This is a genomic window from Microbacterium sp. NPDC007973 (assembly GCF_042958465.1).
In the GTDB taxonomy this organism is placed as follows: Bacteria; Actinomycetota; Actinomycetes; order Actinomycetales; family Microbacteriaceae; genus Microbacterium; species Microbacterium galbum.
Window position 1 is genome coordinate 428689 of the sequence record NZ_JBIBJJ010000004.1, and the last position, 14798, is coordinate 443486.

Sequence of the window (14798 nt, forward strand, 5' to 3'; positions counted from 1 at the left end):
AGCCCGGCGCGAGCCGGGCTGAGAAAAGGGGGGATCGTCGAACCTCGAATCGATTCGACATCGTCATACTACCGTGACTCCCCCGTCGGCCACCATCCCGGCTCGGGGTTTCCTCCCAGGCCAGCGGCCCATTCATCCGAATAGTCTGGACAGGTCGGCGGATGCCGATGTGTCCCGCCCCGAAGAGAGACTGAACACAGCGCATGACCTCCCCCTCCGACAAGCGAGCGAGCGGCAACCCCGCGAAGCAGGCCCAGATCGACCTCACCGTCAAGCAGCAGCGCGAGCAGAAGCGCCAGGAGAAGCTCGCCGAATACCAGAAGCAGGTCGCGAAGCGTAAGCGCGGCAAGCTCGTGTGGTGGGTCGTGGGCTCCACGGCGGCTCTCGCGGTGATCGGTCTGGTCGTGGCATCCTTCGCCTTCGCCCCGGCACCCCCCACCAGCTACCAGGCGGGCAACAGCACCGGGCGCGAGATCGACGGCGTGCAGACGTTCGAGAACCGCTCCGACCACGTGCAGGGCGCGGTCACCTACGAGCAGACGCCCCCCGCGGGCGGCCCCCACAACCCGTACTGGCTGAACTGCGGCGTCTACACCGAGCCTCAGCAGAACGAGAACGCCGTGCACTCCCTCGAGCACGGCGCCATCTGGATCACCTACAACCCCGACGAGATCGACGAGGCCGGCATCGACGCGCTGAAGGCCGTCATGCCGTCCAGCTACGCGCTGCTCTCGCCCTACCCCGGCCTCGACACGCCCGTCGCCGTGAGCGCGTGGAACCACCAGCTCAAGGTCGACGACCCGAGCGACCCGCGCATCTCCGAGTTCTTCACCGAGTACTGGCGCAGCCAGAACGCACCTGAGCCGAACGCGTCGTGCTCCGGCGCGATCGACGGACCGGGCAAGGCCTGAACGTGAGCGACGACGCCCCGGTCGCGCGTCCCGCGGTCCGGTGGGCGGTCGTCGCGCTGGTCGCTCTCGCCGTCATGGCCGTCGCCTTCGCGATCGGACGCTTCACGGCGTTCGGCGCGACGGCGGCGCCCGCCCACCCCTCCGACTCCTCGGCCGAGGCCGGCTTCGCGCGCGACATGCAGGTGCATCACACGCAGGCGGTCCTCATGGCGATGGAGATCTACCGCAAGACCGCGGATGACGAGCTGCGCACCCTCTCGTACGACATCGCCACGACGCAGTCGGGCCAGCGCGGCGAGATGTTCGGATGGCTGGTCGAGTGGGGCCTGCCGCAGGCCGCGAGTCAGCCGCTCATGACGTGGATGGAGAAGTCCGACGCGCACAGCCACGGCGACACCGCCGCCAAGACGCAGGAGGAGCTGCTGTCCGAGATGGGAATGGCCACCGACGCCCAGCTCGACGAGCTGCGCAGCGCCCAGGGCCAGCCTGCGGACTGCCTTTTCCTCGAGCTGATGACCCGCCATCACGAGGGTGCGATCCCGATGGCCCAGGCCGTCATCGAGCTCGGCGACGATGCGCGCGTGAAAGAGGTCGCGGGCGCGATCGTCACCGGGCAGTCGGCCGAGCTCGATGCCATGCGCGACATCCAGTCCCGTCTGTCCTGCGCCGGCTGACCCGCGCCGCCCGCGTCGAGCAGCCGACGGCGTGCCGTGGACATGCAGAAGGGCACGGCATCCCGGATGCCGTGCCCTTCGCGTCGGTGCGGATCTCAGCCCTTCGTGGCACCTGCCAGCAGGCCGCGCACGAAGAAGCGCTGCAGCAGGAAGAACACGATCAGCGGCACGAGGATCGAGATGAACGTTCCTGCGGACTGCAGGAACCACTGGTCGCCCCACGTGCCCGACAGGGAGTTCAACGATTGCGTCAACGGCAACGATGACGACGGCGCGAAGATCGTCGCCACCAGCAGGTCGTTCCACACCCAGATGAACTCCAGCACCGCGAAGGATGCCAGGGCGGGAGCGGCGAGCGGGAGGATCAGGCGGAAGAAGATCTGCCCGTGTCCCGCGCCGTCGACGCGCGCCGCCTCGATGACCTCGGCGGGGATCTCGGCGATGAAGTTGTGCAGCAGGAAGATCGCCAGCGGCATCGCGAAGATCACGTGCGCGATCCACACGGTGGCGAAGCTGTGCTCCACCCCGCGCAGGTCGAAGCCCGGGAAGATCGTCACCTCGTTGATCGTCAGTCCGCGCGAGAACAGGCTCAGCAGGGGCACCAGGGCCATCTGCAGCGGCACGATCTGCAGCGCGAAGATGAAGATGAAGAAGAAGTTGCGACCCTTGAAGTCGATCCACGCGAACGCGTAGGCGATGAGCGAGGCGATCGCCAGCGCGAACAGCACCACCGGGATCGTGATGGCGAGCGAGTTGAGGAACGACTGCGCGAGCGTCAGGGCGGTGCCGCCCGACGTCAGGGCCAGACGGTAGTTCTCCAGCGTGAACGACGGGTCGGTGAAGACGGTCCACCACCCGGTCGACTGGGTGTCCGACCCCGGTCGGAACGAGGTGATGAACAGACCGAAGGTCGGGATCGTCCAGAAGAACGCGATGACGATCGCCGCGATCGTCGCCCCCTTCGAGGTCAGGCGCTTGCGCGCCATCGCCTCGTGCTTGCGGGTGTCGCGGGCGACCTGACGGGCCGAGCGGGTGTCGGTGGTGGGCTCGAGCACCACGGTGGAGGTGGTCATCGCACTTCCCTCTGCTTCCGGATCTGGCGCACGTTGAAGATGATCAGCGGCAGCACGAAGAGGAACAGCACCACGGCCAGCGCGGCGGAGTGGCCGTAGCTCTGGAAGCGCTGCTGCTGGTTGACCATCTCGAAGGCGAGGACGGTCGAGTCGTTGCGGCCACCGGTCATGACGGCGACGATGTCGTAGATCTTCAGGGCGCCGATCGCGATCGTGGTCAGCACCACGATGAGCGAGGAACGGATGCCGGGCACGGTCACGTTGATGAACCGCTCCCACGCGCTCGCCCCGTCGAGCTCCGCCGCCTCGTTCTGCTCCGGCGGGACCGCCTTGATCGCGGCCGAGAGGATGACCATGGCCAGGCCGGTCTGGCTCCAGATGAACACGACGACGAGCAGAAGGGTGTTGATGAGCGGGGAGGCCGACAGCCACGAGATCGGCTGACCGCCGAAAGCCGTCACGATCGCGTTCAGGATGCCGAGCTGGTCGCCCTGACGGAAGTCGTAGACGAACTTCCAGATGATGCCCGCACCCACGAACGAGATGGCGAACGGCATGAAGATGAGCACCTTGAGGTACTTCTCCCCCGCCGCACGGTCGATGAAGACGGCGTAGGCGAGACCGACCGCGGTCGCGATGGTCGGGGCCAGCAGCACCCAGATCAGGGTGTTGATGACCGACCAGAAGCCCTCGGGGTTCGTGAAGGTCCAGATGTAGTTCTCGAACCCGACGAAGTTGTCGCCGGTCTTGTCGAAGAACGACTGGAAGAAGGTCGTGATGGCCGGGTAGACGAGGCCGATCAGCAGCAGGATCGCGGCGGGCGCGGCGAAGAGGATGAGCTGGAACAGGTACCCCGCGCCCTGGCGGGAGCGGTAGTCGGCGTAGAAGAGGATCGCACCGAGGAGCACCGCGATGCCGAGCACGTAGATGACCGCGTTCTGGTACGGACGCAGCAGCATGAAGGCGAGGATCGGCACGGCGAAGCACGCCGCGAGCCGCAGCCAGAAGTAGCCCTTGCCCGAGCGGGGCGCGTACTCGATGAGGAGCAGGAGCAGGCCCACGACCGCTCCGAAGACCACGAGGACGAGCGGGATCTGCACGATCGGGCTGAGCCCGCCGAGCCAGATGAAGAAGCTGTTGAGGGAGAAGCCGAGCGTGGTCGGCTTGGTGTCGGCGGGGGCGCGCGTCACCATGAACAGGAAGAGCGCCACCACGAGGATGAGCCCCACGACGACCACGAGCAGCGTGGTGCGATTCGCGGCCGCGGAGCCGCGTGACGCGGCCTTGCCCCGGCCGGTCGGCGGGGGCGACGCCGCCGGCGTCGTCTCCGCGTTCTTGATATCGGTCATGACGTCCCTCCCGAACACGCCTTCGTGCTCATCGATGAGTGCCCGTGTGGTGCTTGGGGCGGAATATGAGTATGGACCGGATGGGCCGCCCGCGTCGCGGGCGGCCCATCCTTTTCGATCGGTTCGATCAGTTGTCGTAACCGGCCTGGATGTTGCTGAGCACCTCGTCGGTCGGGGTGCCGTCGATCCAGCTGACCATGCCCTTCCAGAACGACCCGGCGCCGACGGTGGCCGGCATGAGGTCGGAGGCGTCGAAGCGCAGGGTGGTGTTCGGGTCCTGCAGCGTCTTCATCGCCTCGGTGAGGAACTCGCTGGACGCGAGCGAGGGGTCGGCGCCCTTGTTGGCGGAGATCACACCGCCGAGCTTGACGCGGGCGTCGGCGAACTCGGGCGTCGACATGAACTCGACGACCTTCTGCACGCTCTCGTCCTCGGAGAAGGCCGCGACGAACTCGCCGCCACCCTCGACCGCCAGCTCGCCTTCCTTGACGCCCGGGAGCAGGAACGCGTACACGTCGCCGTCGGGGGCGATCGTGGGCGTCTGGCCCGCGGCGTTCGTCACGGTGAGGAAGTTCGCCGAGAGGAACGACGCCTGGTGCGTCATCGGGCAGCTGCCGTCGGCGACCTTGGCCGCGACATCGGCGAAAGCGGTGGAGTTGATGCTCTTGACGTCACCGAAGCCGGCGTTGACGTACGAGGGGTTGAGGAGGATCTCCCCCACGGAGTCGAAGGCCTGCTTGATCTGCGGGTCGGTGAACTTGACCTCGTTGGCGACCCACTGGTCGTACACGTCGGGGCCCGACTGGCGGAGGACCATGTCCTCGATCCAGTCCGTTCCCGGCCACCCGGATGCCGCGTCGGAGGCGAAGCCGGCGCACCACGGGGCCGCGCCGGTCTTCTGCTGGATGGTCTGGGTGAGCGTCATCAGCTCGTCGAAGGTCTTGGGGACCTCGACGCCCCACTCCTTGAACTTCGCCGGCGAGTACCAGACGTAGCCCTTGAGGTTGGCCAGCATCGGGGCGGCGTAGAAGGTGCCGTCGTCGGTGCCGTAGGACTTCCAGTCCTCGCCCCAGTACTCGTCGACGTTCGACGAGACGGCGTCGGACGCCTTCTGCACCTCGCCGGTGCCGATGAGCGTCTTGAGCAGACCCGGCTGCGGCACGATCGCGATGTCGGGGGCGTCGCCACCGGACACCTTCGTCACGATGTTGCCCTCGAAGCTCTTGTCGCCGGTGTACACGACCTTGATGCCGGTGTCCTGAGTGAACTGCTCGAAGCTCTGGTTCAGCGCGTCGGCCTCGGTACCGGTGATGCCGCCGGCGATGCGCACGGTGGTCTCTCCGCTGCCCGATCCGCCCGATCCGCTGCTGTCACCCTCGGCGCAGCCCGCGAGAGCGATCGCTCCGACCGCCAGCAGCCCGACGGGAGCCAGCAGGCGATACCGCTGTGACATACCCATGTGGTCTCTCCTCTTTGAGTTCAGTGGTGCATCGGACCCTGTCGGGAACCGATTCCAGGCAACCGTAGAGGCAATCCACAAGAGTTGCAACACGAGTCAGGTCACGAACCGATAACACGCGAAATGACGCGGGAGGATGGCAATTCACCCTGCCGGAACCGGTTCCAGATTCGTCGAATATCGGATACTCTTCTTCGACGTCGACACAGACGTCGACACGTCACGAGGAAGACCCTGCGCATGAGCGGAATCGCCGATGTGGCACGCCTGGCCGGCGTGTCGAAGTCGACGGCGAGCCGCGCTCTCACGGGCGGCGGCTACGTCTCCGACGGCACACGGCGGCGCGTCGCCGACGCCGCGGCATCCCTGGGGTACGTCCCCTCCACGAGCGCCGTGAGCCTGGCCACCGGGCGCACGCGGACCATCGCGCTCATCGTCCCGAAGGTCAACCGCTGGTACTTCGGCTCGATCGTCGAGGGCGTCGAGCGCACGCTCATCCCGCTCGGCTACGACGTCACGCTCTACGTCGCCGAGCCCGGCTCGCGCGACCGCGAGAGCCTGTACTCCACGTACCTCGCGCGGAAGCGCTTCGACGGCATCATCGCGGTCGCGCTCGAGCCCGACGACGCCGATCTCGAACGCCTCGCCAACATCGGCAAGCCCGTCGTCAGCATCGGCAACGCCCTCTCCGGCGTCCCGACCCTGGGCCTCGACAACATCGCCATCACCCGCATCATCACGCAGCACCTGATCGCCCTCGGGCACACCGACATCGCCTTCGTCGGCAGTACTCCCCCCACCGATGCCCCGGCCAAGGACGTCGACGAGCGCTCGATCGGCTACCGCAACGCGATGAACGACAACGGTCTCGCCGTGCGCATCCGCAACGTGCCGTCGACCCTCACCATCACCGATGCCTACGCCGCCGCCGCGTCGTTCCTCGCCGACGCCGCCTCGCGCCCCACCGGCGTCGTGGCCGCCTGCGACGAGGTCGCCATCGGCGTCATCATCGCTGCGCGGCGCATGGGCATCTCGGTGCCGACCGAGCTCAGCGTCGTCGGCATCGACGGTCACGATTACGCCGAGATGTTCTCGCTGACCACGATCGAGCAGTTTCCCCAGGCCCAGGGCATCGAGGCCACCCGCATGCTCGTGCGCATGATCGAGGGCGCCGGCGAGGTGCCGCGGCGCACCGAGGCCGACACCCGTCTGGTCGTGCGCTCCACGACCGCTCCCCCGCGCTCCGTGTGAACGACGCGGAACCCGGATGCCAGGCGGTGGCATCCGGGGTCCGCGTCGTCGGTGCGGGTCAGTCGCTCTGGCGGGCCGCCCGTCGACGCGCGACGACACCGAGTCCGAGAAGGGCGAGAGCCGCGAGCACTCCGGCACCCATCCACCCCGTGTCGGATCCCGTGACGGGGAGCGCCCCGCCCCGGCCGTCGCCCTCGCCCTGGTCGGTGCCACCGCCCGAACCAGAACCCGAACCGTCGTCGCCCGCGGCGGCTCCGACCTGGAACGGAACCGTGACGTCGGTCCCGCTCGGCTCCGCGACCAGCTGCAGAGCGTTCGCGCCCGTCGCGACGTCCGGGACCGCGAGGCTCACCGCGGCTGAACCGTCCACGACCGGGAACGCGGTCGGCTGAGCTCCGGCCTGCGCGCTCCACGACGCCGACACCGAGGTGTTCGCGGGAGCGCCGAGCGAGGTGAGGTCGAGGTCCGAGACGATCACGGTGATGTCGTCTCCGGCGGCGACGTCCGCGGGTGCCCCGACGAGCTGGACCGCACGGGCGGTGAAGTCCGGCACGAGACCCGGGTGCGCCTGCAGGTAGGCGATCCACCCGTCTCGGTCGATCAGGCCCGAGTCGCGCGTGTCCGCCCCCTCGCCCAGAGCGTCGAAGGCGTCGCCGCCCTGGAGGAGGAAGCTGAACGAGCCGACACGGTACGACGCCGCGGGGTCGACGGCGGCACCGTCGATCCAGATGCCGGTGATGCGCTGCCCCGGTCCCCGAGACGCGTCATAAGTGACGCGCACGTTGTCCGAGAGACCCAGCGCCAGATCCCGGTCGCGGCCGGCCGTGTCGCCCCACTGCTGCTCGAGAGCGACCCGCAGCTGCTCACCGGTCAGCGTGGTGGTCCAGAGATTGTTCACGAACGGCAGCACCGCGTTGGCCTCGGCCAGCGTGATGACGCCGTCGTCGCCGAAGAGCAGGTCGGCGCGCAGACCACCGGCGTTCACCACCGCGATCTCGGCTCCCCCGCGAGCGGGGTCGGCGAGGGTCTCGCGCAGCGCGTCGGCGACGAGGCCACCCAGGGCGGACTGCTTCGACCGGTCGTCGCGCTGACCCCCGGTGTAGACGCCGTCGACGTACGACCCGCCGCGGAAGGCGGTGGTGATGTCGGCCGTCACCGATCCGACCGGCTGGGCGCCGACGCGATCCGCCTCGGCGCGCGCGAGCGTCACGATCCGGTCGACCTCCGCAACGCGCGGGTAGGTCGCGATCAGCTCGGCATCCAACGCGGCACTGTTCTCCGCGGTCTCGTCCGGCTTGTCCGGAACCGTCTCCGCCGCGAGGCGGGCGACGTTGCGCGCGGAGGAGGCGAGCACGTCACCGTTCTCACGATCGACCGTCAGCACGATCTCGCCGATGTTCTCGCCGTAGCTGCCGGTCTGCACGATCGGGCGCGTGCCCTCTTCGCCGGGGATCGGAGCAGCCCACGCGTACTTCTGGTGGGTGTGACCGGTGAAGATCGCGTCCACCGCGGCATCCGTCTCGTTCACGATCCTCGCGAACGCACCGCCCGCGGCGACGGCCTCCTCGAGGGTCTCGCCCGTCGCATCCCCCTCCGCCGCGCCCTCGTGGTACTGGGCGACGATCACGTCGACCTGGTCCTCGATCTCGCCGACGACGCGGTTCACCTCGGCGACGGGCTCGCGGAACTCGATGCCCTCGATTCCGCCGGGCGACACGAGCTGCGCCGTCTCCTGCGTCACGGCACCGATGACACCCACACGCAGCCCGTCGACCTCGAAGACCGCGTATTCGTCGAGCAGCGGCTGCCCGTCCTTGTACACGTTGGCCGCCAGGTACGGGAAGTCGGCCGCATCCGACACGCGGCCGGTCAGGTCGTCCGCGCCCTTGTCGAACTCGTGGTTGCCCGTGGCGGATGCCGCGAGCTCGAGCGCGTTCAGGACCTCGATGGTCGGCTCGTCGTCGAAGTACGCCGAGGCGAACAACGAGGCGCCGATGTTGTCGCCGTTGGAGAGGAAGAGCGTGCCGTCCTCGCCGGCTTCCGCCCGCAGCTGCTCGATGGTGCCCGCGAACTTCACCGTGTTCGCGTCGATACGACCGTGGAAGTCGTTGATGCCGAGCAGGGTGAGATCGGTCGTCTGCGCGCCGAGGGCGAGTCCGACGACCACCGGGTCGTGATCGCTCGAACGGTAGGGAGACTCGTCGTAGAAGTTCAGCGCGTTGTAGTTGTAGCGGCTGTACTCCAGAGCGAGCGCCTCGACGGCGTTGATGTTCCAGATGTCGACGCCCGTCACAAGCTCTCGCGCCGAGGGCGAGGCGAGCACGTGGTCGAGTGAACCCGACTGCCCGCTGAACGAGTACGAGTATTTGCCCGTGCCCCCCTCGAGCGGCTCGAAGCCGAAGGAGCGCAGCGTCTGGATCGGGTCCTCCTGCGTGTAGGCGTTGAAGTCGCCGAGCAGGAAGACGTCATCCGTTCCCACCGCGGCCGACCGCTCCTCCGCGAAGGCACCGAGGGCCTGCGCCTGACGCACGCGGTCGCCGTTGAAGGCGCCCTGGATGCCGTTGGCGTTGTCACCCGTCGCCTCGGGGCGGCTGTCGCCCTTGGACTTGAAGTGGTTCACGATCGCGAGGATCTTGGCATCCGCGTCGTCGACGGGGGCGAACGCCTGAGCGAGAGGCTGCCGGGCGTTCGCGAACGCCGGGTCGTCCAGGATGACGCTGTCGCCGACCGGGGCCACGACGGCCTTCTTGTAGATGAACGCGGTGCGGATGACGTCTTCCGACGCCGGAAGGTCCGCCGGCGAGGGCACGAAGGTCCAGGCGTCCGACCCGAGCGCGTCGTTCAGGGCGTCGACGAGGGTCGAGAGGGCGTCGTCGCGGTCCTTGCCGAAGACGGCCGAGTTCTCGATCTCCTCGAGCGAGACGACGTCGGCGCCGAGGCCGTTCACGGCGGCGACGATCTTGGCCTGCTGACGTTCGAGGTTCGCCGCGTCCGCCGCGCCGCGGGGGCCGGGGGCGGGGCAGGTGTCCGCCGTGATCGGGTTGCCGTCGCGGTCGTCGTAGGTCGAGGTGCACCCGACGCTCTCCGCCGTGGTGGTGAAGTAGTTGAGCACGTTGAAGCTCGAGATCTTCACCGAGCCGCCGACCGTCTCCGGGGCGGTCGTGCGGGTGTTCGCGAAGGTCGCGGGCTGCACGGTGTCGGCGTTGTCGACGGTCAGCTGTTGCGTCGGCTGGAATTTCCAGGCGTTGTTGCGGTAGTCCAGGATCACCGGTCGCGTGAAGGTGACGGGGGCGCCGACGCGGACCGGGTCGGTGAGCGAGACGTACGGAAGCGGCACGTCCTGCGCCGTCCGGAGGAAGTCCAGCGATGCCCCGTCGTCGAGCACGACCGCCCGGGCCTTGTTGTCGGCGACGGCCGCGACGTACTCCGGGGTGTCGGGACGCGCGACGTCGGTGGGCGTGCGCAGCGGCGTCGTACCGGCGGCGAGCCCGACCTCGGCGTACTGGTTGGTGGAGTAAGTGTTCGTGACGGTGAAGTCGCCCTGCGGTGCGAGGAGCATGCCCTCGAAACGCTCGCGCTCCTCGTCGGTCTTGGGCCAAGCGATCTCCGCGGGCGCGACGTCGTCGGCGGGCTCGGTGAGGATGCGCACGCTCGCCGCGTCCGTGGTGAGCTGCGTCTGTCCGTAGTACTCGCCCGCGGTCCCGGTCACCTCGACGTGGTCGCCCAGGGAGACGGATGCCGCGGCGGCGGTGCCGTAGACGAAGATCGCGTCCGAGGCGGTGTGGGCGGCCTGATCGATGGCGCCCCCGGTTCCCTCCGTCTGCAGGAAGAAGCCGTTGTATCCGCCGGTGGGGTAGGCGGCGGTCACGACGCCGCGGGTGGTGACGACGGTGCCGGCGAGGGGCGTGGTCGCTCCGGTCCCCTGGATGTCGCGGATGGGCGTGACCTCACCGGGGACGGGCGTGGTCGGCTCGGGCGACGGCTCCTCGGTCGGCTGCGGCTCGGGGGCTGCTCCCCCGGATCCCTGCGGCGTCACCGTAGCGGTGTTGGCGAAGTCGACGGAGTTGTCGTCGGTGTCGATGAAGTCGGTGCGCACGAGCGCATTCGGCGTGCCGTTCGGGCCGTCGACGACGGCGGGGGCCGTTTCGAAGCTGACGCCGGCGCCGTACCCGAGGAAGTCGACCACGCGGTCGTCGTCGACCGACCCGGCGGGCAGGGCGACCGGCTCCGTAACGTTCGCGAGGAAGAGCTGGCCGGTCGTCCCCGACGGGTTCAGCCCCGTACTGGTGGCGTCGGCGGCCGGCAGCGGTGCTCCGACGTCGCCGTTGCCGTTGCCGGGGAGCGCGATGAGGTAGTAGCCGCCCGCGGAGATGGATCCGCTCAGGGCCTGCGTGTTCGCACCGGTGGGGGCGTCGACGCTGGCGGCGGACCGGTACTGCAGCGACCAGCCGCTCAGGTCCTGCGCGGTGTCGCCGGCGTTGTACAGCTCGACGAACTTCTGCGCATAAGGGGCTCCGGCGCTCCCGCCCTTGAGATAGGCCTCGTTGATCACCACCCTCGCACCGTCGGCCGCGAAGGCGGGCAGGGGGACGAGGGCGGAACCGAGCAGAGCGGCACCGAGGGCGGCGCTGAGAGCGGTCGTGAAGCGGCGTGCGGGCACGCCGGATGCAGCGATGGGCATGGGTCTCCAGGTACCGACGCACGAACGTGTGAACGAGAACGACGTCGGATGGGGGGATCGACGGGGGGGTGTTCTCAACGACCGTAAACGATGCCCATACGGTTTTCCCAGACTCTTTTCGTTTCGATCCGGTGAACTCCGGTTCCCCGACCACCGGAACCCCGTCTCATCCCGTGCGCGGTGGAGCCTGTCGCTCCGCTCGTGCACGGAAGGTGCGCACCCGATCAGGACGCGGAAACGACAGAACCCCGGATGCCGATCGGCATCCGGGGTTCTGTCTGTCGCGAAAGCGACGGTGTGTCTGAAATTACTTCAGGGTCACCGTGGCGCCGGCGCCCTCGAGGGCCTCCTTGGCCTTCTCGGCGGTCTCCTTGTTCGCGCCCTCGAGCACGGCCTTGGGAGCACCGTCGACGACGGCCTTGGCCTCACCGAGGCCGAGCGAGGTGAGCTCGCGAACGACCTTGATGACCTGGATCTTCTTGTCGCCGGCGGCCTCGAGGACGACGTCGAACGAGTCCTTCTCCTCGACCTCTTCGGCGGGGGCGGCGCCACCGGCGGCGGGGCCGGCCACGGCCACGGGGGCGGCGGCGGTGACGTCGAAGGTCTCCTCGAACGCCTTGACGAACTCGGACAGCTCGATGAGCGTGAGCTCCTTGAACGCGTCGAGCAGCTCTTCGGTGCTGAGCTTAGCCATGTTGTATCTCCTTGATCGGGTTAATCAGCCGGGCCGGGTCAGGCCGCGGTGTCCTGCTTCTCGCGCAGCGCGTCGACCGTGCGAACGGCCTTCGACGGAAGCGCCTGGAAGACGTATGCCGCCTTGGTCATCGTCGCCTTCATCGCGCCGGCGAGCTTCGCCAGCAGGACTTCACGGCTTTCGAGATCGGCGAGCTTGTTGACCTCAGCAGCGGTCAGGGGGGCGCCATCGAAGTAGCCGCCCTTCACCACGAGCTGAGGATTAGCCTTGGCGAAGGCACGCAGGCTCTTCGCGACGGCGACGGGGTCGCCGTGCACGAACGCGATGGCAGACGGGCCCTTGAGCTCGTCGTCCAGTCCCGTGACCCCCGCGTTGGACGCGGCGATCTTGGTCAGCGTGTTCTTCACCACGGCGTAATCCGCGTCCTGACGGATGTCGTTGCGCAGCTGCTTGAGCTGGGCAACCGTCAGACCGCGGTACTCGGTCAGCAGAACGGCGGTCGAGTTCTCGAAGTTCTTCGTGAGCTCGGCGACCGATGCATCCTTCTGCGCCATGGCCACTCCTTGTGTGTACGAGGCGCTCCGCGGAGGCGGGGCGCCGGCCGAAGACACCGGGGTCCAGACAAAAAAGAAGAGCTCCGGCGCAGGCGCACGGAGCTCGAGGAGAGTTTCGTTTACCTGCGTAGGTCCTCTGCTTTTCAGCAGACGCTTCGATCGGAATGCGAGCACTCCGATGACCGACGGTCTTTGGCTTGACCCCTACTGTACCCGATCCCTCCCCGCCCCGCGAATCCGCCCGCCCCGGCCCGCCGCCCCGCCCCCGTCGCCGTCCCCGGCCCGGCGCCCCGCGTCTCACCCCCGTGCTCCGCGCCTCGCCCCCGCGCCCCTCTGCCCGGCCGCCCCGCTGGCCCGCGCGACCCAGGGGCCCCCCGAAACACGCCGCTTTTCCCGAGATGACCCGCGATTCGCGCGAAAGTCGCGTCATCTCGGCGTTGTCGCGTCATTTCGCGGCTTCGCCCACGCCCGCCCAGCGCGCCGGGGCGCGACTCAGCGGGGAGGGTGCACGCCGAACGCGGCGAGGCGCGCGGCGAGCACCTCGGGGGTGCGGATGTCGCCGAATCCGCTCCGGCACAGTCGCCACTGCGTCGTCCCGCGGATCCAGTCCTCGCGGCGCTTCTCGTCGAGCACCACCGACTCGGCGGAGCGACCGCCGCGCAGAGCGGCATCTCGGTACTTCACCTCGCCGTCGAACTCGAAGAAGGTCTTCACCTCGGCCAGCGCGATGTCGACGAAGAAGTCCGTACCGCGCGGTCCGGCGACGGGGACCTGAAGACTGATGTCGCGGAATCCGATGCGGTGCAACTGCAGCCGACTCACGCTTTCGCCGGGGAGTTCCGCGCGACCGTCGGCGAATTCGACGACCCACCTCGCCTGACGGATGCCGCGCCGACCGGCAGCGCGATCGATGCGCTCTCGCAGGCGCTGACGCCACCGCTCCTGCGCTCCGGCGTCGAACCGTCGAGAAGACATCACCTCCCGTCGCAATGCCGCATCGGCGCACGCAACAGCCATCTCCAGGGGCGCGGTTCGCGCGACGTCGAAGACGGTGCGATCGAGACTCGTGCACGAGATGCCGTCGACCACCACGACGTCCGTCGCCGGGAGCGCGTCGAGGTGACGGCGGAGGCCGGGGCGGCTGGATCCTCCGCTCTCGCCTGCCAGCGTCACCTCGACCTCGCGGTCGCGGAAGCGGTACTGCGGGAGTCCGTGGACCACCGCCGCCGACAGGTGCGAGACGACCGCAGACCCTCCACGTGCGGACCACATGGCCGCATCGACGGCGACCCGATGCCGCTCAGCGGGACGCCGCCCGAGATGCGCCACGCGATCGACGTAGACACCCGGCTGAAGACGCAGCCAGCGACCTTCTCGTGATGCCGACGCAAGCTCGCGGGCGGCGACCCCGCGTAAGAGAAGATGCTCGCGGGTGTACATCGCGACTCCGTTGCTCCACCTCAGTTGCCCCGATCGCACGCAGCGATCCTCGGCCACTCGTTTGCGGCCCCGCTGCCCCGCCGCTCCCGTCCGTGGACAGCTCCCCTCGCATGCCGCCTGTGGAGGACACGTCACCTCCCCCGCTTCTCACCGATCGACATCACCCCCGTCCGCCGAGATGACCCTGGATTGCGGCAAAATCCGCGTCATCTCGCGCAATGCCGGTCGTCTCGCCGCCCGCCGCTGCGCCGCCCGCCGCGCCACCGCCGCGCCCGCCGCGCCCCCGCCCGGCCGCCCGCCCTACGACACCCGCGGCTCGGGCAGCAGTGCCTGCGTCATCCGCACGATGCGCGACGGGGTGCGCGCGCCGAGCCAGACCGTGCACACCGCATCGTCGCCGCACGCCCACTCGGCGCACCAGGCCTGGATGGCCTGCGCCAGACGCTCGCCGCGCGGGCGCAGCTCGCCCTCGAGCGAGCGATCGAGCCAGCTCACGCGCCCCTCCCCCGCGTCGATGACGCCGACCTGCTCCGAGCCGCACACCTCGACCACCACGGTGACGTGAGCGGCGGGCGAGAGGGCGGCGGCGATCCGGCGCATCTCGGGGATGTTCTGCGCGTCTCCGCCGAGCAGCACCGCACCCCCGAGGTCGCTCCAGAGGCCGCCGTCGGGACGTCGCAGCGTCTCGGGCTTCGCGTTCATGCGATCAACT

General features: G+C 68.9%; 11 protein-coding genes. 3 read left to right on the plus strand and 8 right to left on the minus strand.

All coding sequences use genetic code 11. The features are described 5' to 3' along the window. Positions 1 to 203 precede the first annotated feature (203 nt). A complete protein-coding gene (locus ACFZA2_RS14820) occupies positions 204 to 911 on the plus strand; it encodes a DUF3105 domain-containing protein (RefSeq protein ID WP_363390267.1) in 708 nt (235 codons plus the stop codon). 2 nt (positions 912 to 913) lie between these two features. Beyond that, positions 914 to 1585 carry a DUF305 domain-containing protein gene (locus ACFZA2_RS14825; protein WP_391406382.1) on the plus strand — a complete coding sequence of 224 codons (672 nt, stop codon included), beginning with the start codon at positions 914 to 916 and terminating at the stop codon, positions 1583 to 1585. Positions 1586 to 1680: 95 nt separating this feature from the next. Here the strand turns inward: ACFZA2_RS14825 and ACFZA2_RS14830 are convergent, their stop codons facing one another. From ACFZA2_RS14830 to ACFZA2_RS14840, 3 genes are all read right to left on the minus strand, one after another. Continuing rightward, complete coding sequence (locus ACFZA2_RS14830) at positions 1681 to 2658, minus strand: carbohydrate ABC transporter permease (RefSeq protein WP_298873750.1); 978 nt, start codon at positions 2656 to 2658, stop codon at positions 1681 to 1683. After that, positions 2655 to 4007, minus strand: a complete 1353-nt coding sequence (locus ACFZA2_RS14835; RefSeq protein ID WP_391406385.1) for a carbohydrate ABC transporter permease — start codon at positions 4005 to 4007, stop codon at positions 2655 to 2657. The genes ACFZA2_RS14830 and ACFZA2_RS14835 overlap by 4 nt, the downstream gene beginning before the upstream one ends. 127 nt (positions 4008 to 4134) lie before the next feature. Then, entirely contained in the window at positions 4135 to 5466 is a 1332-nt protein-coding gene (locus tag ACFZA2_RS14840) for an extracellular solute-binding protein (RefSeq protein ID WP_315995002.1), read from the minus strand. 240 nt (positions 5467 to 5706) lie between these two features. On the opposite strand from ACFZA2_RS14840, the gene ACFZA2_RS14845 reads away from it, so the two are divergent. Beyond that, positions 5707 to 6717 carry a LacI family DNA-binding transcriptional regulator gene (locus tag ACFZA2_RS14845; RefSeq protein WP_363578372.1) on the plus strand — a complete coding sequence of 337 codons (1011 nt, stop codon included), beginning with the start codon at positions 5707 to 5709 and terminating at the stop codon, positions 6715 to 6717. Positions 6718 to 6775: 58 nt separating this feature from the next. Here ACFZA2_RS14845 and ACFZA2_RS14850 read toward each other — a convergent pair whose 3' ends face one another. From ACFZA2_RS14850 to ACFZA2_RS14870, 5 genes are all read right to left on the minus strand, one after another. Next, positions 6776 to 11398, minus strand: a complete 4623-nt coding sequence (locus tag ACFZA2_RS14850; protein ID WP_391406389.1) for an ExeM/NucH family extracellular endonuclease — start codon at positions 11396 to 11398, stop codon at positions 6776 to 6778. Positions 11399 to 11705: 307 nt separating this feature from the next. Beyond that, entirely contained in the window at positions 11706 to 12092 is a 387-nt protein-coding gene (rplL, locus tag ACFZA2_RS14855) for a 50S ribosomal protein L7/L12 (RefSeq protein WP_055956082.1), read from the minus strand. 38 nt (positions 12093 to 12130) lie between these two features. Continuing rightward, the gene (gene rplJ, locus ACFZA2_RS14860) at positions 12131 to 12646 is read right to left on the minus strand and encodes a 50S ribosomal protein L10 (RefSeq protein ID WP_058232707.1); all 516 of its coding nucleotides are present in this window, start codon (positions 12644 to 12646) and stop codon (positions 12131 to 12133) included. A gap of 492 nt (positions 12647 to 13138) precedes the next feature. Then, the gene (locus ACFZA2_RS14865) at positions 13139 to 13918 is read right to left on the minus strand and encodes a hypothetical protein (RefSeq protein WP_363390280.1); all 780 of its coding nucleotides are present in this window, start codon (positions 13916 to 13918) and stop codon (positions 13139 to 13141) included. 468 nt (positions 13919 to 14386) lie between these two features. Further along, the gene (locus ACFZA2_RS14870) at positions 14387 to 14788 is read right to left on the minus strand and encodes a hypothetical protein (protein ID WP_391406392.1); all 402 of its coding nucleotides are present in this window, start codon (positions 14786 to 14788) and stop codon (positions 14387 to 14389) included. Positions 14789 to 14798: the final 10 nt, after the last annotated feature.